General features: G+C 52.6%; 20 protein-coding genes. 6 read left to right on the top strand and 14 right to left on the bottom strand.

Going from position 1 to position 19,253, the window contains the following annotated elements:
• Window positions 1-232 precede the first annotated feature (232 nt).
• The gene (locus HCU74_RS00820) at window positions 233-976 is read left to right on the top strand and encodes a FadR/GntR family transcriptional regulator (RefSeq protein ID WP_168448500.1); all 744 of its coding nucleotides are present in this window, start codon (window positions 233-235) and stop codon (window positions 974-976) included.
• A 247-nt stretch (window positions 977-1,223) separates the two neighbouring features.
• On the opposite strand, the gene HCU74_RS00815 is transcribed toward HCU74_RS00820, so the two are convergent.
• The 3 genes from HCU74_RS00815 to HCU74_RS00805 all read right to left on the bottom strand — a co-directional run bounded on the left by HCU74_RS00815 (window position 1,224) and on the right by HCU74_RS00805 (window position 4,551).
• Window positions 1,224-2,789, bottom strand: a complete 1,566-nt coding sequence (locus HCU74_RS00815) for an FAD-dependent monooxygenase (protein ID WP_168448499.1) — start codon at window positions 2,787-2,789, stop codon at window positions 1,224-1,226.
• Window positions 2,790-3,657: 868 nt separating this feature from the next.
• Entirely contained in the window at window positions 3,658-4,035 is a 378-nt protein-coding gene (locus HCU74_RS00810; protein ID WP_168448498.1) for a DoxX family protein, read from the bottom strand.
• Between the two features lie 18 nt (window positions 4,036-4,053).
• The gene (locus tag HCU74_RS00805) at window positions 4,054-4,551 is read right to left on the bottom strand and encodes a MarR family winged helix-turn-helix transcriptional regulator (protein WP_168448497.1); all 498 of its coding nucleotides are present in this window, start codon (window positions 4,549-4,551) and stop codon (window positions 4,054-4,056) included.
• Between the two features lie 247 nt (window positions 4,552-4,798).
• Between HCU74_RS00805 and HCU74_RS00800 the strand changes: the two genes are divergently transcribed.
• The 3 genes from HCU74_RS00800 to HCU74_RS00790 are packed head-to-tail and all read left to right on the top strand — an operon-like array spanning window position 4,799 to window position 6,099.
• Window positions 4,799-5,332, top strand: a complete 534-nt coding sequence (locus tag HCU74_RS00800; protein ID WP_168448496.1) for a hypothetical protein — start codon at window positions 4,799-4,801, stop codon at window positions 5,330-5,332.
• A gap of 55 nt (window positions 5,333-5,387) precedes the next feature.
• Window positions 5,388-5,732 carry a hypothetical protein gene (locus tag HCU74_RS00795; protein ID WP_168448495.1) on the top strand — a complete coding sequence of 115 codons (345 nt, stop codon included), beginning with the start codon at window positions 5,388-5,390 and terminating at the stop codon, window positions 5,730-5,732.
• A gap of 10 nt (window positions 5,733-5,742) precedes the next feature.
• Window positions 5,743-6,099 (top strand): c-type cytochrome, encoded by a 357-nt coding sequence (locus HCU74_RS00790; RefSeq protein WP_246864389.1) that lies wholly within the window; start codon window positions 5,743-5,745, stop codon window positions 6,097-6,099.
• A 259-nt stretch (window positions 6,100-6,358) separates the two neighbouring features.
• Here the strand turns inward: HCU74_RS00790 and HCU74_RS00785 are convergent, their stop codons facing one another.
• Complete coding sequence (locus tag HCU74_RS00785) at window positions 6,359-6,910, bottom strand: hypothetical protein (protein WP_168448494.1); 552 nt, start codon at window positions 6,908-6,910, stop codon at window positions 6,359-6,361.
• A 40-nt stretch (window positions 6,911-6,950) separates the two neighbouring features.
• Window positions 6,951-7,706 (bottom strand): hypothetical protein, encoded by a 756-nt coding sequence (locus tag HCU74_RS00780; protein WP_210425058.1) that lies wholly within the window; start codon window positions 7,704-7,706, stop codon window positions 6,951-6,953.
• 462 nt (window positions 7,707-8,168) lie between these two features.
• On the opposite strand from HCU74_RS00780, the gene HCU74_RS00775 reads away from it, so the two are divergent.
• A complete protein-coding gene (locus HCU74_RS00775) occupies window positions 8,169-8,777 on the top strand; it encodes a hypothetical protein (protein WP_168448492.1) in 609 nt (202 codons plus the stop codon).
• A 343-nt stretch (window positions 8,778-9,120) separates the two neighbouring features.
• Here the strand turns inward: HCU74_RS00775 and HCU74_RS00770 are convergent, their stop codons facing one another.
• From HCU74_RS00770 to HCU74_RS00760, 3 genes are read right to left on the bottom strand one after another with little or no spacing between them, the layout of a single operon-like run.
• Window positions 9,121-9,612 carry a 3-isopropylmalate dehydratase small subunit gene (locus HCU74_RS00770; RefSeq protein ID WP_168448491.1) on the bottom strand — a complete coding sequence of 164 codons (492 nt, stop codon included), beginning with the start codon at window positions 9,610-9,612 and terminating at the stop codon, window positions 9,121-9,123.
• Window positions 9,613-9,624: 12 nt separating this feature from the next.
• Window positions 9,625-10,884 (bottom strand): aconitase family protein, encoded by a 1,260-nt coding sequence (locus HCU74_RS00765; protein WP_168448490.1) that lies wholly within the window; start codon window positions 10,882-10,884, stop codon window positions 9,625-9,627.
• Between the two features lies 1 nt (window position 10,885).
• Window positions 10,886-11,746, bottom strand: a complete 861-nt coding sequence (locus HCU74_RS00760; RefSeq protein WP_168448489.1) for an isocitrate lyase/PEP mutase family protein — start codon at window positions 11,744-11,746, stop codon at window positions 10,886-10,888.
• A 165-nt stretch (window positions 11,747-11,911) separates the two neighbouring features.
• Between HCU74_RS00760 and HCU74_RS00755 the strand changes: the two genes are divergently transcribed.
• Window positions 11,912-12,880 (top strand): NAD(P)H-dependent flavin oxidoreductase, encoded by a 969-nt coding sequence (locus HCU74_RS00755; RefSeq protein ID WP_168448488.1) that lies wholly within the window; start codon window positions 11,912-11,914, stop codon window positions 12,878-12,880.
• Window positions 12,881-12,962: 82 nt separating this feature from the next.
• On the opposite strand, the gene HCU74_RS00750 is transcribed toward HCU74_RS00755, so the two are convergent.
• The 6 genes from HCU74_RS00750 to HCU74_RS00725 all read right to left on the bottom strand — a co-directional run bounded on the left by HCU74_RS00750 (window position 12,963) and on the right by HCU74_RS00725 (window position 19,250).
• Entirely contained in the window at window positions 12,963-13,778 is an 816-nt protein-coding gene (locus tag HCU74_RS00750) for an enoyl-CoA hydratase/isomerase family protein (protein WP_168448487.1), read from the bottom strand.
• A 20-nt stretch (window positions 13,779-13,798) separates the two neighbouring features.
• Window positions 13,799-14,557 (bottom strand): enoyl-CoA hydratase, encoded by a 759-nt coding sequence (locus HCU74_RS00745; RefSeq protein WP_168448486.1) that lies wholly within the window; start codon window positions 14,555-14,557, stop codon window positions 13,799-13,801.
• A gap of 87 nt (window positions 14,558-14,644) precedes the next feature.
• Window positions 14,645-15,409, bottom strand: coding sequence for an enoyl-CoA hydratase (locus tag HCU74_RS00740; RefSeq protein ID WP_168448485.1), 765 nt, complete (start codon window positions 15,407-15,409; stop codon window positions 14,645-14,647).
• A gap of 63 nt (window positions 15,410-15,472) precedes the next feature.
• Window positions 15,473-17,839 carry an acyl-CoA dehydrogenase family protein gene (locus HCU74_RS19915; protein ID WP_246864388.1) on the bottom strand — a complete coding sequence of 789 codons (2,367 nt, stop codon included), beginning with the start codon at window positions 17,837-17,839 and terminating at the stop codon, window positions 15,473-15,475.
• Window positions 17,840-17,852: 13 nt separating this feature from the next.
• Window positions 17,853-18,080, bottom strand: a complete 228-nt coding sequence (locus HCU74_RS00730) for a Rossmann-fold NAD(P)-binding domain-containing protein (protein ID WP_168448484.1) — start codon at window positions 18,078-18,080, stop codon at window positions 17,853-17,855.
• A 261-nt stretch (window positions 18,081-18,341) separates the two neighbouring features.
• Window positions 18,342-19,250 carry an alpha/beta fold hydrolase gene (locus tag HCU74_RS00725; protein ID WP_168448483.1) on the bottom strand — a complete coding sequence of 303 codons (909 nt, stop codon included), beginning with the start codon at window positions 19,248-19,250 and terminating at the stop codon, window positions 18,342-18,344.
• Between the last annotated feature and the right edge of the window lie 3 nt (window positions 19,251-19,253).

Genomic DNA, 19,253 nt, shown 5'->3' with positions numbered 1-19,253 from the left:
AACTGGCGGGCCAGAAGACCCAAACCCACTGGCCGCAAGGGCTCGAACGTCGCGAACACCGTCCAGCCACAGATTGAATACGTGCTCAGTCGGCCAGCTGTATCGCTCGAAGGAGCCCGGATGAAAACCTAGAAAGCTGGTTGCCATACACTGCAATCATATATACTAATCATATTGTCTTTCATCGACGCAGACTGATGAATCTACAAACAGCTATGGGCATCACATTTTCATGACCAAAAAACAGACTTTTAAAGCAGTATCCCGAGTCCCGGCTTATCAACTTGTCGAAGAGTCTATTCGCAGAATGATCATGGGCAATGAGCTTTCAGCTGGCGACCTGTTACCACCTGAAACTGAGCTAGCCGAACAACTGGAAGTCACACGCCCCACAGTTCGCGAAGCTTTCCGGTCATTAGAGGGCGCAGGCCTTATACAGCGCGGCCCTCGTCGCCGCATGGTTGTCACCGCCCCCTCCCCTACCATTGTTCACAACGCGATGCATGAGGCGATAGTTTTGCACGGCGTCACTTACCGGGAGCTATGGGAAATCAACATGGCCCTGGAGCCAATGGCCGCCGGGCTGGCAGCCAGCAAGATCTCACCCGAGATACTTGCAGAAATCGAAGACAATCTGGCTCGTACCTCAGAATGCCTCGACCATCCGGAAAAACTTGCAGAGTGTGATGTTGAGTTCCACGAGCTGGTTGCCAAAGCAGCATCAAACCACGCAATGCTACTTGCCAGAGAACCCTTGGGCGAACTACTTTTCCCAGCCTACGCAGAGGTCATTCGTAATATTGGGCCAGGTCAGCGGCTGTTTGAGGCTCACACCAAAATATATCAGGCCCTTAAAAAAGGCAGCGAAAAGCAGGCGACCACCTGGATGACTAAGCATATCCATGATTTTCGTCGTGGATGCGAGCTAGCAGGCCTGAACCTTGATGCACCGGTTCGAGCCAAGCAGCCCCAATAAATTCCTGAGGCGCACCTTCGAGTCATGTGTCGTTGCGACAGTTTGACTCCCGACTCCTGTTCTTGCTTCGAGCTGCCCATTTAAGCCCAGCCACGCTGATGACGATCGTAGAAAAATGCGAACAGCGATCAAGCCAAGTATTGCTCACCGGACATAAATCAACTGCGCCTGCCGGAATCGGGTAGGCAAAGTCCATCGGGCGTACATATTACTCGATGGCTGAATTCCTTTATTTAACGCATGGCCGCTATCCGCGCGATCCAAAGCCATACTTCGACAGCTGCGACCGCAAGCTGAGACAAATCTCATTCGCACCTTGACCTGCGTCAAAAACATAGAAGTCAGGGCGAAGCAAAATAACATCGGCATTATGGCTTTGAAAGTATTTCGTCAATACACCACGGCTATCTTCGATATCTGAGCCTATCGTCAGACAGATGCCACCGAGTTCGGTCTGCAGCCATTCAACACCCTGTCCTTGAACAGGACCCCTCGAAATAATCGCGAATCGATCACCGATAAGCTCATCAATAACGAGCTTATCTCCATGTGAATTTCGAAGCGTCGGCGGAAAAAACCGAGCGCCAGACAGCGGATGGCTCTTGCCTATCAGGCCGTCTTTATACGGCGCCATATTCGACATATTTTCCGTCATAAAATAAGCCAGCTTGCTACTCACCCGGCCAATCAAAAAACTCAGGTTCCGCGCCAGAATTTCCCGCTTACTGGAGGTACTCAGCATAAGCCCTCGCTTCGTCGCGCCATTTATCATGTGGGCACAATTTTCCCAACGCTCTTCCTGATAGGTATCCAGAAAGGCATCACTCACCATCCCCTTCAGCACCATATCCAGCTTTATCGATAAATTCGCCGCATCGCGTATGCCCATATTTAAACCCTGCCCCGCAAACGGTGAGGTTTGATGCGCCGCGTCACCGGCGAGAAATACTCGACCCTTTCGCCATTGGTCTGGCATGCCGGCGTAGAACTTATAGGGCTGGCGTCGAATAATTTCTATGTGCTTGCTGTCGACGTCGATGTATTCAGCAATTAGTCTATGAGCATCTTCCTCGGTAAAAGCCAGTGCAGCCTCCGCTGAGGGCTGTTCAAAATCCATGCGAATATGACCGTGCACGCCTTTGACAACGACTACGGCGGCGTTTGGCTCACAGGTAAAGGCACTGCCCTCACGAAAATTATTCCACCATTCTCGATCATGGATAATGAGGTCCATCACGATCCAATCTCGACTGTAATTTAAATCGACGCGGTTTGCGTTGATATATTTCCTGCACGTGCTCGCGCCGCCGTCAGCACCCACAAGATACTGTCCAGAGAACGATACTTCCTCACCTGTTTCAAGATTCCTGGCGATCAGCGTTGCTTCAGCCCCCTCGCCATCAATACTCAAAACTTCGTAGCCCAAAAAGGCCTCTACACCCGGGCCCTTCTTGAAGTCCTCCCGCAGCATGGCTTCAAACGCGGGCTGATGAAACATGACCGGCTCGTAATCATGCTCGACTCCGACACCGGAAATATTAACCTCCATCAGGAGTTTATGCTTAGCTGAGACGAAACGATGACAGTGGAATGGCACAGCATCTTCTTTCATTAAGCGCTGATACAACCCCATTCTGTTGACAATGCGACAGCTTTCCATATCCATCATCATGGCTCTGGGGGCGTGAAATATGTCTACATCCCGATCGAATATGGCGACCTTATGGCCTTTTGCGTTAAGTAAGTTAGCCAGGATTGCACCGGAAGGGCCACAACCTACAATTAAAACGTCGTATTTTTTTGAGGATTCCATAAGATACCCAAGTATTATTTAAACGTGTTTTTAAAAATCCGATTTTCGCGCGACCTGACTTTAATCCAGCAGATGGCTGCAGCGCGCCATTGAGAGTGGTTGAGTAACTTTCCTTCGGCAATCACCGCTACCATTTATGCTCAGGCATGCGGTTTATTCATGTATTAGAGCAATGAGAATGTGAGCAACGTGGCGTCATTGGTGACCCTCTTCTCAATACCGGTCTTCGCAGCACTGGTCTTCGTCATACTGGCGTCAGAATTATTGTCATCATTGGTGACTATGTTGCCACTCGAGATTATCCAGTGTCAACACACTCAAGCGCTTTTAGTAAAAGCAGATACCGCTTTCCAGCCACCTCAACGGCGTCAGCATCTCTACAGCGAGAATCACATGAGCGGCGAACACCACTAAAGCCATCGCAATGCCGAACCGCCGAAGGACAAACTAAAAGAGGCCTACTGCAATCCGGGCGCTTAGCAGGGACAGGACACGCCCAGGACAGGAATCTATAAGAAACGTCTTATCGGAAAAGATAAACGACCGGAAATTACGCGGCATATCGTCGAGCCCACAAACGCTAAAATCACGTCCTTATGGCTATTTTTATGTGTCGAGTAGTACTGCTCGCGCGCGAACTTTCGGGCCAAAAAGGCCCTGTGCGAAGAATTCCCCTACCGGCGTCGGGCAATTTTTGTGGTGATCCCATTTCTGTAGAACCCAACTGCAAGCGAGCCTGCGGCGATACTCACCAGCGTTATTAGCTTCCTTGTTTTCACCTTAGCTTCCTTATTTTTATCTCAGCAAGCGAACCCGATCAAACTCAAATTTAAGCTTCTGTCAGGGCCTGCTGACGGCCCTCAGAGCCTTAAATCCCAACAAGCAAGCGAGCTGGCTCAAGAAAGTAAAGAGTGACAAGCAGCATGGGTAAAGCAAATATAGCCAGAACACCTATGGCCACTTTGGCACCCCGCCCCACGGATACCAAATTCGTTGCGCTCGCACCAAGCATAGCGAAAAACATAACACCTGAAGCAACGCCCGCATACGCAGGGAACCAAATACCTGCGATCAATAATGGGCCACACACTATCTCAATCGCGCCGGATAGATAAGCGAGTGAGTAAGGCACTTTCATGCTTTCGAACTCCTCGATAAAGTGCTGGTGTCTGGTCAATTTGAGGATGGCGGCACCGGTGAAGAATACACCAAAAAGCATCAGGGCAATGTAAATTAAATAGCTCATCGACGAGTCTCATACGTTTTATTTAGCGGGAGGGATCTCGGGAAGGTCACCCCAATGTTCGGCAAGGCAACCCCGAAGCGCATCCAGCTGTTTTCCACCCAAGCGTTTTGCCAATTCCTGCTCCATTCCCGCAATGATCTCGGCGGCATCTATGCCGATGCTGACACCAGATTCTGCTGGAAATATTAACTTTCTGCGGCCATCGAGTGGGTCGGGTTCCAGACGGATCAAACCTCGTTTAATTAACGGCTTGGAGGCCTGATTGATCGCTTGTGGCGATAGACCCAAGGCTCGCGCGATCTCAACAGGACTTCTGGTGCCCTGGGCGACATAGACCATTATCTGCGACTCAGTGCGGGAGAGGGCTTCCCAGCCTCGGGCTGCGATGTTCTTCTGGAGGCACTGATCCATCCAGTTGAAAGCGCGTAGCAAGCCCCCCATCAGGTCCGCCCGCAAGGCCTCAACAAGCTCCGGCTTTATTTCGTCCATAAGCTCTGAGTCTATATCTACTGTCATGAAGCACTTTTTATCTACCTGGGAAGGTGCTTAGTTTGCTTAGCCCTATCATACTTGTCAATCATATTGATATTCAATTTGGTTGATAATCATCATAGATGACAATATGATAAGGAAGATCAAGCCACGGAAAACCATTAGAAGCGCAATGGCCAATACTTAACGGCGCATCGACTCAGTACTGCGTTGTTGAATAAAACTCTAGTGGCACCTTGATTGCTATAACACATAAATAGGAAAGCATGTCATGTACGAGACTCTTCATCTGGCGCTTGCGCCGTACTACCTTTATATAAAAATGGTTCATGTGCCCGCAGCATTTCTTTGGTTCATGAGCGTGTTATCAGGCTTTTCTTACTACCTGGTACCGGTCATGCAAGCGTGGCGCAGAAACCAGAATGACCGAGGCCATACGGAAATGCGCAACTGGGTGTTTGAGCGTTTTGACCAGTCCGTTTCAGTAGAGCATGTCGCCTACCCGCTGGTGATGATTTCAGGGGTACTATTATTCGTTGCCGGCGGGTGGAACGCTGAAGCGGGTTGGCTCATGCTGAAGTTGGCGATTGTCGTAGTAATCACCGTGCCGATGGAAACATTTGATTACTACATTTCCCACCTGAATGGAAACAAGCGCTACCAACGCGACCTTGATGGTGAGCCTGATTGGGGGCGATATGAGGACGCGATGCACAAGCACTGGTGGTTCTTCCTGGTTACGACTCCCCCCATTGGCTTTATGTTGTTTAGTGTTATTTACCTTGCTTTTACCAAGCCTTTTTAATGGGCAGCCAACCCTTACTATCAATAACCTATAACCGCTTCATATTGGAGAAAATATGGAATCCGATACCACAAAGACACAACAAAGCGAACTTGCATACAGCCGCCCCTTCGCTGGCACGCCGAAACACTATTTTTGGGTTTCGGTGGCTGCATCATTGTATTTGAGTATGGGTATATATCTATTTTATGCCTTGGTGCGTTACTACTTTGCCGGGGATGGCGATGTTTTTACCTGGCAAGTATTCCGCTATGCATTGCTATGTTTTCTGCTTTACACCGCATTCAGCTACAGGACTATGATGAAATACGATGGTGCTTATGCCGATCCGGATAAATGGGTGGAAAAGGAAGTGACCGTGAAATTGCTTGAACCGAAAGAGCATCGTCGCTTTGGATAAGGAATTAATAATGAATGCTATACATAAAAATATTCTAACTTGTACGGTCACCCTGGCCGGTGTGTTTGTGATGATGACACCGCACTCTGTAAGCGCTCAAGAAGCAGACGTAAAGGCTGGCGCGGCCAGAGCTGCGGTATGCTTTTCCTGTCACGGTGAAGATGGCGTATCAAAAAACGCGAGCTGGCCAAACCTTGCTGGACAAAACGCTAAGTATTTAGCGAAACAAATGAAGGATTTTCGCGAGGGTCGTCGCCAGGATCCAACGATGGAAGCCATGGCGCGACCCTTAAGCGACAGTGATATTGCTAACATCTCTGCCTATTACGCCAGCTTGAGCGACTGCGAGCCAGAATCCAATCAATAGCGAAGGTAATGGCGATTTGCATGCAACTACCTGAGATGTATAAGTTCAGACCCAATCTGACACTTCACATTGAAAAATTGAGGGTTACCGGTTTTGATTGAAGGTGACCAAACCTGAAATCAACCCAAACCAGAGGCAACCCTCATGCTCCATACTAACGACAAGATTGTTAAACACAAGGTAGGCCTGCACAATTTGGCGGACGAGTTGGGCAAGCGTGCTTATCCGTACCAAGTGTTGCAAGGTGTTTCTCCTGTTTTCATTTCCTGTGTAGTAGGGGCAGTGAGGTTTTCATCACCTCACCGCACGCCTGCCGGATCGCCGCCTGCCAGCTGGCACGATTGTGTTGGGCATTGTCGCTCAGCGCAACAGGTTGCACGGCTTCACTTGCGGCCAGCTGCCGGCCATCACTGACGGCGAAGCGCTCAGCGCGCACGACCACCTGACCGGGATCTCCCACCGCCTGCATCGCAACCGAAAAGAACAGGATTTCACCACGGGCCAATGCCGGGTGGAAACGGGCGGCCTGCAGTGCCTGCTCCCGTGGCGTGAGTGGTGACGACGATTCCACTTTGTGGGCGTAAAACGCAACGTCGCTATACCGGTAAACGGTTGCACCCCGAGACGATAACAATGCGCCCAGCTCGCGCTCCGCCTCCTGGTAGGCCTGCCGGGCCGCGTGCCCCTCCTTGAGGGCAATCACCGCGATATCGCCAGTGGCCGGTGGCGGCGGTGTCATGGTGGAGCAGCCGCTCACTATGACAAGCAGCGCCAGTAGTATGCCGGGATCGAGTCGCTTCGGGTTCAACACGGCGTCACTCTCCTGCTGCAATTATCAACGGCCAGCCTTGTCAGGGTTGTGGATCAGCTTGGGCGCATTGCTCGTCGCAGCGCTGAATAATAGGGCGCGACCACTGCGAGATTTCTGCGTTCACCTTGAGCTGCTCCTCATGCGAGCTGTAGGTGTCGCCCACTTTGATATGGCTCGGAATCTGATCTCTTGTGGGATAACACGCCTGGCGACAGGCTTCTCGTTGGGGGGCTCTGATCTGCCACTGCCGATACGCCATCGAGACGCTGCACCCGGTTTTCTGGCCGGCGGCGCAATCGAGGTTGCGGGCATTGACGGCGTCACGGTTTACGAGCTTCAGTCTCAGCAGCTCCACATTCCCCCGCTGCTCTTCTGCCAGGTAGGTATCCGAGTGATATCCCAAAACCTTATCCACATAATCGAGCAGGGTTTCAGGCTCGCCATCAACCATCTCGACGGCGTTGATATCGAACCGCACTCGGCGCTGACCAGCGCCGGTGCGGTAGCCGTAGTCATCGAAGAGGAACTGATTGAAAAAATCTTTGACCTGTCCGGTGAAGATCGCGCGTTTGGCGATATTCCGCTTTTGATGGTGAAACGGGACATCAGACAGCGCATAGACGCTTTTAATATCACAGGAATAGGTCATCAGCTCGTTGAGCAGCGTAGGCAGGTTGCGCTCCAGCACCTCGCCGTCGGTGATACGAAAGCCCTGGGCGATGGTCGCGCGAACAATGCCGCGCATATCCAGATATTTGTCGCCGCGCTCACAAGCCTTGGGGACGGCGGTGCACATCGGAGGCCGGATCGGGAAGCCGGAGCTGGTCTTTTGCTTATAGCGATCGAGCGGGTACAGATCACCCTCGCCACTTTGTTGTACTGCTCTGGGCTGTAGTGAAGCTCCTGGCTGATCGCCAGTGTCGGCAGCAGGCTGGCGCTGAGAGTAAGGAGCAGTATCAAAAGCGGCGGCAGTTTCATCGTGAGTCCATTCTTAGCGAGTTCGTTCCTGTCTCGTCTAACCGTAGCGCAACTTGCGGGCCGATTCCACAGGGCGGGTGCGCTCCGTTGTGGGCGCTTTGACATCAATATGGTGGACGGCTTCCACCCCGACTCCCAATGGCAGTCAGACAAATACACAGCCCTACGTGACGCAAATCACATTCCGCAAGGCCATTGCCGGCCCCGCCGTGCCCCCCGCTCCAGATTTCGGCTATGGTTACCTCAGGATTAATGACAAAAATACGCCATGGAGGCAACGATGATCTCTTTGCTCAGACTGCTCGCCCCCCTTCTAGCTGCTACCCTATTTGCCCAACTTGCCCACGCCCAAGCAGCGGCCGCTGGAGGTGGCGCTGCGCCGGCTGTTCCGGCCGCCGACCAAGCCAGAGAGAAAGCTGCCATGCAATCATTTGCGGGCCTCAAGTTCGGTATCGGTTTGTCGCTCACAAAGGACAACGGGAACAATGACCGCGTGGTGTCGGCCACCCTCGACGAAAATAACATTGTCAGGATCGAAGAGGAGCAGAACAGCGTTGCACGGATTGTCCTCGAATCCCACTTTTTCTTCCCTGGAACTACTGCTAGCGGACTGATCTGGGGGCATGGCCCATTCGTAGCGCTGCAACCGGGCACAGATGAACTTATCGACGCACTGGGGATGGGCTATATGGTAGGCTGGCGCCGTAATAATAGCACCGACGACAATTCCAGCTTTAATCTCGGAGTAGGCGTCATCGTCGACCCCTCCGTGAGAATTCTCGGAGACGGTATCGAACCCAACCAGCCACTCCCCGCAAACGAGACCGCTATCAGGTACAAGCAAACGAGCCAGAACGGCTGGCTGGTGATGTTTTCGTTCGGATTCTAATAGCACTCACATACATTGGGTTGAAGATTCTACACCCTGTCAAGACTGGTTCTCGTTGGTCGCTGGGACACTCAAAACGCTGCACTTATATGTCTGCCGCAGCAGGACGCTAGAGGTATAAAATATGCTTAAGCTAGTAATGATTGCAAAGGTTCTGCTGTACTTAATTTGTAGTAATTCAGACTTGACCTGACAGACACCTTCTGAAAAACCGGTAACTGTCAGATCAAGTCTGAATTACTACATTTGATGCAACAACCTGAGAATATCAAGAGCACTCCTTAGGGGTGCTCTTCACTTGGCATTCTTGAAAAGATCGTCACTACCGCATCCGCCTAAGCTGTTATCGTTTTTTAAGATAGCCCTCTACGCCGCCAGCCGTCATCATATCCAAGGCAATCGGTGTCACTTCTTTTAGCTTAAATTCTGTTCCCTGTGTGATATTTCTCAACAACCCCTGATGCACATCGATATCGAGTTCATCCCAACGAGAGACATTGGTCGATATATCGGCGCACTCCAACAACTTCATGCCACTGGCCAATTCACTGCGATAGAATGGGAATGCGTAGGATTCTGCAACGATAACGTCAATACCTACCGCGCGCATGCCAACCATGGCCTGAGGATGCGGATGGCCATATCCAAAGTTCTTGCCACCAACGAGAATATCACCGACATTGATATTGCTTTTAAATTCGCTATCGTACTTATACATTAGAACGTCGACGATTTTATCGGTATCAGAAATTGATATATTCTCGATCCCAATAATCAAATCAATATCGTAATTATCGCCAAAGACGTAAGCGGCTCTACCTTTTAATGACTCCATTTTTATAGCCCCTTACAGATACTTTTTAGGGTCTGTTATCTTACCCTCAATCGCCGTAGCCGCCACTACAGCGGCGTTCGACAGGTAGATCTCGGCATTGGTATTCCCAAGGCGACCAGGTACGTTTAAGGTCTGGGTGGATATGGCTTTTTGGCCATCTCCTAACACCACGCCTTTACCGTAACAATAGTCACAGGTAGGCGAGCTCACAAAGCCGCCTGCTTTGACTATTTTCTCCACGTAGCCTTTGCCTAGAGCCTCTACGAAAATCTTATTGGTGGTGGGGACAACAAATAATTTGAAGTTAGGGTTAACAGTCTTGCCGTCAAGTATTTCCGCAGCCCATTTTAAATCTTCAATTCGGCCCGATGCACAAGTACCGATAATCCCTACATCGACCTGCATGTCTTCCAATTCATTGATGGGCACGATATTAGCAGTATCGGGATGCGCCGCTATCATTGGTTCAATCGTTGCTAAGTCATAATGAACGACATCATCAAAGGCCGCATCAGGGTCACTGCTAACAAACTCAATGTTTTTCTGGCCCAGACCCTCCAGGTATTCCCGGGTACGCTCATCGGGCTCAAAAAGTGCTGTAATGGCACCAAAATAATTGGCCAGATTACAAATCACCATTCGGCTTTCAACACTGATGTTCTTGGCGCCTTCGCCGCCGAAAACAAATATTTTCCCTAAACCCCAACGCGGACCATGATCTGACACGACCTTGTGGAGCAAATCCCGTCCAGACACGCCATCTCTAAAATCGTTATCGAGGTTGATTCGAACCACACTCGGTGCGGTGAACCACATTTCACCTGACACGGTCGGCATGAGCACTTCTTTCATAATGCCGATGCCCAGTGCGCCAATGCCGCCAACACAACTGATGTGCGTATCAAAATGCGTAGCCAACATGCCGGGCTTAACCATGCCCTCTTCTACAATGACCTGATGACCGATGCCTTTTCCCTCGACATAGTCCACGTCGTGCTTTACACACCAGTCTCGCGTGTCTTTGTGAAACTTTTCTTCTTTAGGGTTAGTCACCGGCAGCAGATGATCCAGGAATACGACCAAACGCTCCGGATCCGGAATTTTTCTTTGCTCAGAACCACCATCAACAGCTTCGGCGAGCCAATCTGAAATTGCCGGCCAATCGTAAAGCACGATTTTGTCTGGCTTAAACATGTAAGTTAAGCCAGCATCCACTCCTACCGAGTCACTCTTACTCTCAAGGATTTTATATACGATATTTTTTCCGGCCATCTCAGTTCTCGCGCTTCAGTGACGTTTCGTCGATACCGAGTAGCCTTTCGTACTCATGCAAATCCACCATTTTATCAGTGATGCCTTTTGTCGTGCCTTGGCTCTTGATAGTGCTAAACACCTCTTTTAACGCTTTGGTGTAGGCAAATGTAGAAGACAAGCAATGAAACGAAATGTTAAAACCCATCTCGCCTAATTCTTCGTAGGGTATTAAGGTCCAGGGCCACGCCTCAAGCGAATCAACCATAATCGGGATATCTTTGAATTCTCGGCCAACGATTTCCATCTGCTCCCTGCTCTGGAAATTTTCGATGTACACCATATCAGCACCGGCCTCGTAGAACGCATGAGCCCTTTTAATGGCCTCGTCTATCCCTACAACAGAAATCGCATCTGTTCTGGCGATAATGACAAAATCAGGGTCTCTTTTGGCGTTGACTGCCGTTCGAATGCGCGCAACGGCCTCATCTATGTCAACCAGTTGAACCCCCTTCATAGCGCCGCATCGTTTGGTGGGTGTCTGGTCTTCAATATGGATACCCGCCACCCCCGCGCCTTCCCACTCGCGCACTGTTCGCACTATACTGTCTGCGCTACCAAACCCGGTGTCCGAATCGCAAATCAGTGGTATATCGAGCACATTGACGATGTTTCGCGCATGATCAACCATTTCTCTCATCGTAATATAACCAATATCCGCCATACCTAACTTGGCAGCCGTGGTTCCATTACCAGACATATAGGCCAGTTCGAAGCCTTCGTCCTGCAATATTCTCGCGCCCAAGGGATCGTGCACACCCGCGGTCGGCGTAATTCGGTTTTGCTTTAGCAGATTTCTGAGTTTTGTGGTGTTTTTCATCATTGGTTTCTGTCGCATTGCTGAAGGTGTAATTAGCCAGACCGGTGCCAAGCAACTGTAAATTATGTATGATTGTAATACAATTAGTCAAGAATATAGCGAATTCAGGACAGCGCAAAGGCTTTTGCCTGCACGGTTCTTTTTACTAATAATTGGAGTAAGCAATTCATGACCCTACCGCACACTCTCCGGGACGCCCTGTCGCTGCCGCTGGTCTCGGCGCCGATGTTCATCGTATCCAACCCCGACCTGGTTATTGCTCAGTGCAAAGCCGGCATCGTCGGATCCTTCCCGGCGCTGAATGCGCGCCCTGCAGCCGAGCTGGACGTCTGGCTGCAGCGGATTACGGATGAACTGGCCGCCCACAACGAGGCCCATCCGGAGCAGCCCGCAGCCCCCTTTGCCGTCAACCTGATCGTGCATGGCTCTAATGACAGGCTGCAGCACGATCTGGAGGCGTGTGTGAAGTTCAAGGTGCCCATTGTGATTACCTCACTGGGAGCAAAGGAATTCGTCAACGAGGCGGTCCACTCCTATGGCGGTATCGTGCTGCACGATGTTATCTCCGACCGTTTCGCCCGCAAGGCCGTGTCAAAGGGCGCCGATGGCTTGATCGCTGTGGCCGCCGGAGCCGGCGGCCACGCAGGCTCAATTTCACCCTTCGCACTGATACAGGAAATTCGGGAATGGTTTGACGGCCCCCTACTGCTGTCCGGGTCGATCGCCACCGGAGACGGGATCCTTGCAGCAGAGGCCATGGGAGCAGATCTCGCTTATATCGGCTCTGCCTTCATCGCGACAGAGGAAGCCAACGCCGAGCAAGCCTACAAGCAGTGCATCGTCGAGCATTCCTCAGCGGATATCGTCAACAGCAACCTGTTTACCGGTGTACACGGCAACTACCTGCGACCCTCCATTATCGCTGCGGGCATGGACCCGGACGCTCTGCCAGAGGGCGAGATCTCCGCGATGAACTTCGGCTCAGGCGGCAATACCGATGCCAAGGCGTGGAAAGACATCTGGGGTTCAGGCCAAGGTATCGGCGCCGTCAAGTCTGTGGTGCCGGCAGCCGAACTGGTCGCCAGACTGCAGCGCGAGTACGACTCTGCCCGAGCCAGACTGCTTAAAAATCGGTGAACATTTCACCCCTTGGGCGAATACCGGGAGGATGCAGGCTGAAGGCCCCACTCAAGGACCTGCGGCCTGCGACTTAGGGCCGCTAGGCATCTTTATAGGTAGGTTGGCGTCGCTCAGCAAAGGCCGCCATACCCTCTTGGGAGTCTGCGGTCTGCGCACAGAGTATCTGGTTGCGATCCTCCAGTGCGATAGCCGCCTCCAGGCAGCCGGTATCAATATTTACGTTCAAGGCTTCCTTGGACAAACGTAAACCCAGGGGTGAATTGGTCAACATCAGTTGCAGATCTTCTTCCACCGCCGCTTCAAGTTGGCCTGGCTCAACCACCTGCGATACAAGCCCCAACGACAAGGCGCGCTCAGCCCCAATGAACTTGCCGGTGAGAATCAACTCGGCGGCCAAAGAAGCGCCCACCAGACGGGGCAAAAAGTAAGACGAGCCCATATCACAGCCACCCAGGCCAATGCGGATATAGGCGCAGTTCATCTTCGCGGTCGTGTCCGCAATTCGAATGTCGGAAGCCATCGCCAAGGAAAAGCCGCCACCGCAAGCCGCCCCACTGATCAGGGAAACAATAGGCTGCGGACAGCGACGCATGGCCAGGTAAATCTCGGCAGTCGTTCGCTGTGTGACCAGACCCTCCTGCACTGTGCCCAATTCCAGCGCGTCCGCTGCGCTGCCGCTGGCTTTGATGTCCAAGCCCGCACAGAACGCTCGACCAGCCCCCCGAAGCACCACAATACGACGGTCAGGGCGGGTGGCCAGATCGCGAAAATAGCTCGTTAATTCTGCAATCATAGTTGGGTTTAGGGCGTTCAAGGAATCCGGCCGATTGAGGGTCAACCAATCAACGGCCCCCTTCTCCTCGACTACCAGGGTTTCAAACGATGTTCTGCTCATAAAAATCTCTCTGGATATGATTAGCGATTACTTTTTTTGACCTGCCCAAGCCGACCAGCCATGGCAGAGAAGTCAACTGCGTCGTTAAAGGGACGGGACAATTTATCCTCCAGCTCCAAACCACCTGCCAGGCTGGTTTCCCAACCATCGTTCATCAGTTTTCTGATACCGACCACGGCATCAGCATGGTTTTCGGCAATTTCCCGAGCCTTATCCATGGCTTCTTGCAATACACTCTCGCCGCTGCAGATCTTGTTGACCAGCCCCCACTCAAACGCCGTCTGCGCATCTATCGGGCTGCCCGACAAACTCATTTCGCGCGCGCGATTGATGCCAATAATGCGGGAAAGCCGCTGCGACATGCCCCAGGTCGGCATCAACCCCACCTTGGCGTGGGTATCACCAAAGCGGGCGGTGTTCGCGGCATAGAGAAAATCACAGTTAAGTGCCATTTCCAGACCGCCAGTGAACGCCGCTCCATTAATGGCACCAATCAGGGGCTTGCGGCAATTGGCAAACGCGCCGGTAAGGCTGACATCATCGTCCAACACAGAGCCACCCTCGCTCAATTCCTTGAGATCCACACCGGCACAAAATGCCCGGCCCGCGCCGGTAAGGACAATAACCCGCACATCATCATTGCTGTCCGCCTGGTTCAAGGCGGCTGACAGACCATCCACCAGCCCCCCGGACATGGCGTTGAGACTGGCAGGGCGATTGAGGGTAATCAGCATGACGCCGTCGGCTATTTCAGTCAGTACAGGTTGTTGATCGCTCACAATATATTCTCCGATTATTTTTACAGGCTCGCAGTCAGACAGCAGCCTTGATCAATAGCCCGCTTAGCGGTGATTTCCGCGCCGCGGCTAGCTCTTTTTCCGTCCGGCGTCGACGACCTGCCCCCGACGATCCTCCAGAGAAGCTGCGCTGACATTTGCCGCGTGCGCTTTGCTGAGCCGGCTTTCCTCCACAAGGCCTTGTTCCAGGCCATGGTCCAGGGTGTAGTCAATCAGGTGCTGCACCGCCTGAAGGGTTGCGCGATCTGCTAACTGGATCTCGCGAGCCAGTTGTAAGCAGTATGGCAGCAATTCTTCCGCCGGTAGGACGCGGTTAACCAAACCCCAACTCGCCGCCGTGTCAGCATCCAGATAAGCGGCACTAAAGCTCAGCTCCTTGGCTCGTGATGGGCCGACCAAGCGCGCCAGACGCTGCGTCAGGCCCCAGCCCGGAACCACGCCAATGCGAGTGTGGGTGTCGGCAAACTTCGCCTTTTCCGATGCAACCAATATGTCGCACATCAGGGCTATTTCGAAACCACCGGTCACCGCAAAGCCATTGATGGCACCAATAATCGGCTTGCCGACACTGCAAATGGCGTCCTGAACATCGATGCCGCCCAGCTCCTCACTCGGAAGACCAGTCTCCCCCAGCTCCTTAAGATCAAGGCCCGCGGAGAACGCTCGTCCTGCACCGGTAAGGACAATCACCTGAGTATCCGGGTCCCTGGCCAGCCTGACAAACTCCTCCACCAGGGCTGCTCTCAATTCCCCCGACAGCGCGTTCAGTTGATCCGGCCTGTTCAGTGTGACCGTGGTAACGCCGCTCTCGGTCTCGCTCAGTAATACACTCATGCCACTCGACCTCTTAAAAATGTGATTTCCCTGCCGCCATCAATGACCAGCGAATTTTCCGGGCTAGCGCCCGGTCGGGATATCCTCGAATGCCAGCCCCTTGTCGGCGCGCATCTCCTCGGGCAAGCCAAGCACTCGCTCAGAGATGATGTTGCGCAGGATCTGGTCGGTGCCACCTTCGATTCGAACAGCGGGTGAACGCATTAAAATGGCCTGAAATCGCGCTTGCCCGTCTGCAATATTGGGGTCATCAATCACCGCGCCAAAACCCTGCAGGTCCATGGCGTATTTGGTAACTTCCTGCAAAAGCTCACCGGCAACCAGTTTACCGATGGAGTTTTCAGGCCCCGGAGTACCACCCTTTGCAACCAGATTGATTGCGCGATTGCCCGAGTTTTTCAGGCCAGCGGCCTTCACATAAAAGCCAGCAAGACTGGCCCTCACATCGGCGCGATCGATGGCCTGCTCACTGTCGAGTACCAGGCTTCTGACCAAGTCAATAAACTCCGGCACGCCGGTATTGATGGCGCCGCCAATGGCCAAGCGCTCGTTCATCAGGGTTGTGAGAGACACCCGCCAACCGTCACCCACTTCACCCAGGCGCTGGGCGTCGGGTATCCGTACATTATCGAAATAGACCTCGTTGAAGGAGCTGCCGCCATTGATCTGTTTGATCGGCCGCACATCAACGCCCTCTGACCGCATATCGACAAAGAACATGGTTAGCCCTTTGTGCTTCGGCACGGTGGGGTCGGTGCGTGTAATCAAGATGCCGTAATCGGAGTTATGGGCCTCAGAGGTCCAGATTTTCTGTCCATTGACCACCCAGTCATCACCGTCTTTAACAGCCTTGGTTCGCAAGCCCGCCAAGTCTGAGCCACTGCCAGGCTCAGAGAACAACTGGCACCACACCTCTTCACCACTCGCGATCTTGGGGAGATAGCGCTTCTTCTGCTCCTCAGAAGCATAGGCCATCAGGGTCGGCCCGCACATTCCATGGCCAATGAGGAACCTTTCGGAGAGCTTGCCGTAGTCGCCCTCTTCCTGCCTCCAGATAATGTTTTGCATTGGTGTGGCACCGCGTCCACCGTACTCTTTTGGCCACATCAGCACAGCCCAGCCGTTTTCCGCCTTTTTCCGCTGCCATGCCCTTGTTACTTCGAGGGGATCCTCATCACCGAAATTAAACTTAGCGCCGAACACACTTGTTTTGAGCTCCTGCTCCAGATGAGTGGGAACGTTATCTTTAAGCCAGGCCCGAGCCTCTGCCCTGAACGCGCGGCTCTCTTCGTCTGCGTCCTCTACGACTGTATTCTCGGCCCCTACCTCTTGAGCAGACAGCGACTCGACCAAGCGGCTCTCCCATACACTCAGGCCGCCCAGCTCCAGCGTCTGGTAATTGGAGCGTCGGTAATAGATGTGGCAATCAAACTCCCAGGTAAAGCCCATACCGCCGTGAACCTGGATATTGTCCTTAGCGCAGAGTTGAAATGCTTTGATAGCCCCCACTCTCGCCGTTGCCGCCACAAGCGGTAAATCATCAGACTGCTCTGCCAGCGCGGTGGCCGCAGCGAAACAGTTGGACTCAGCCAATCTGAGCGACGTGTACATATCGGCCATCATGTGTTTGAGCGCCTGAAATGAACCGATAGGTCGGCCAAATGCGTAACGCTCCTTAGCGTAATTCACGGCCATATCTAGCGCCGCCTGTGCGCCGCCAATTTGTTCAAAGGCGAACAACACCGCGGCTCGGTCATAAAGACGCTCAAGCTGGTCCCAGCCCTCGCCATCAACACCGAGCAGGTCTGCACCGGCATTTTCAAAGCTGATTTGCGCGGTATTCCGAGTGGGATCAACGGCACTCACAGCACTTCGCTCAATTCCCGGCCCATTCAAATCAACGAGGTACATCGCCGGGCCGTTGTCACCCTTGGCCAGCACAACTGCAACATCCGCTATACCGCCTTCCGCGACGGCCAATTTATGACCGCTCAAGGCTCCGTCAGTCACCGCGCAGCGTATATTCGTTGCGCTTATCTGCTCAAGACTTTCGGTCACTGCCAGAGCACCGATGAGCTCGCCACTGGCCAGCTTAGGCAGCCATTCACTCTTTTGCTGCTCGCTACCGAACTGCAATACCGCTTCAGTGACGAGGTAGACGGTCGATGAAAAAGGTATTGGTGCCGCATACTTACCAATACTTTGCGCCACCAGGCAAAGACTTTTGTAGCCGCTATCCACGCCGCCATACTCAGCCGGGACATTCATCCCCATCAGCCCCATTTCGCCCAGCCCGCGCCAGACCTCCTCGGAAAACGTCTTCTCGCCGTCCAGTACAGTACGAACTTCATCGATGCCGCAGTGCCTGGACAGGTATTTCTCTACCTGGCCCTGGATGAGTTTATCGTCTTCGGAAAATTCCAGATTCATTGCATATACCTTTCTAAATACTATGGAACTTAAAGATGCTTAAAAGCAGTGCATTAATATCCGCACTGCTGCCCACATCAGCAAGCAGCCCAATGCACTCACATGAGTGACCTGATTCAGTGACCTTCTGGTCGAGATTTTCGTGTTTTCGAGGGGTAATGTAGACCTTGGCAGCGGTGCTGAGCTGCTTCTGAGCAGTCATCTCGCCGCCGCTGCCGCCAGCCAGCCAGCGAGCCAGCAAGGCTACCTCGCCAGCGAAGGAAAACGTTGTTCAATGCTTTTTGTGTTCACGCTGCCAAGACTCCTATAAACCGCATCCCACTAGCATGCACCGATGGAGTCTTTGTGTCGTTAAACTGGTTTAACGAACAGCGCTATTCAAGAGACGTTATTTTAAACCAGCATCAAGGCACCCACTGCTGCGACAGTGCTCTCAGTTGCGAGACGTGCCTGAACGCAGCAGCGCTCGCTGGAATTCCTGGCGACGGGTGATATTTCCTGGCTAGGCTCTTATGGCCTTTTTACTACCGGAGGCGTGTTCGGCAATCATGTCCACAATCCGTGGCACCAACGGTTTCGGCAAGTCGTGCCCCCAACCGTCAATAATTTCCAACTGTGCACGCGGAATCCAGCGCGCGGTATCGACACCATGCGCCACTGGAATCAAGGGGTCATTCTTACCATGTAATACCAGACTCGGAGCCTGGATGCGCCTCAGAAGCCGTATACGGCTACCGCCGGCGAATGCGGCCGCGAGTTGCCGTGAATAGCCGAAGGTATAGTTCGAACGACGGGAAGATTCGATGATTAGCGTCCTCGCATCTTCTTCCGAAGTGGGGAACTTAGGGCTACCGATCAGGCGATACATCTTGACTCCGTGCGCCAAGCGACGCTCCATGTCGTTAGTCATCGGTCGGCTCATCAATTGCCTGAAGACCTTTGGCTTCGGACTTGGCAACCCAAGTCGGCCGCTGCTCGACATCATCGATGTCAACGACAGGCATCGGCTGGGGTAATGCGCAGCAAATAACTGGGCGATCATGCCGCCAAGTGAGGCCCCGACAATATGTACGGCGTCGATATCCAATGCATCCAGCAAACCAACCGCGTCTTCGGTCATATCCGTGAGGCTATACGGCACCGGTACGGGCAAGCCGAAAAACGACCCCATACCCACGAGCAACATATTTGGCTGACCACTGTGATCAAATTTTTCAGAAAGGCCGACATCCCGATTATCGAAGCGCAAAACATGATAACCTTGGGATACAAGGCCCTCGCAAAAGGATAAAGGCCAGAGAGTCATCTGTGCTCCCAGCCCCATCACCAACAGAATGGTCGGATTGCTACGGTCACCGAACTCTTCGTAGGCAATGTCGATGCCGTTGGCCTTAATTATTTTTTCAGTCATATC

This window comes from Spongiibacter thalassae (assembly GCF_012272835.1).
GTDB classification, from domain to species: Bacteria; Pseudomonadota; Gammaproteobacteria; order Pseudomonadales; family Spongiibacteraceae; genus Spongiibacter; species Spongiibacter thalassae.
The sequence above is the reverse complement of the archived record's forward strand: the minus strand, read 5'-3'. Positions and strand labels throughout refer to the sequence as shown.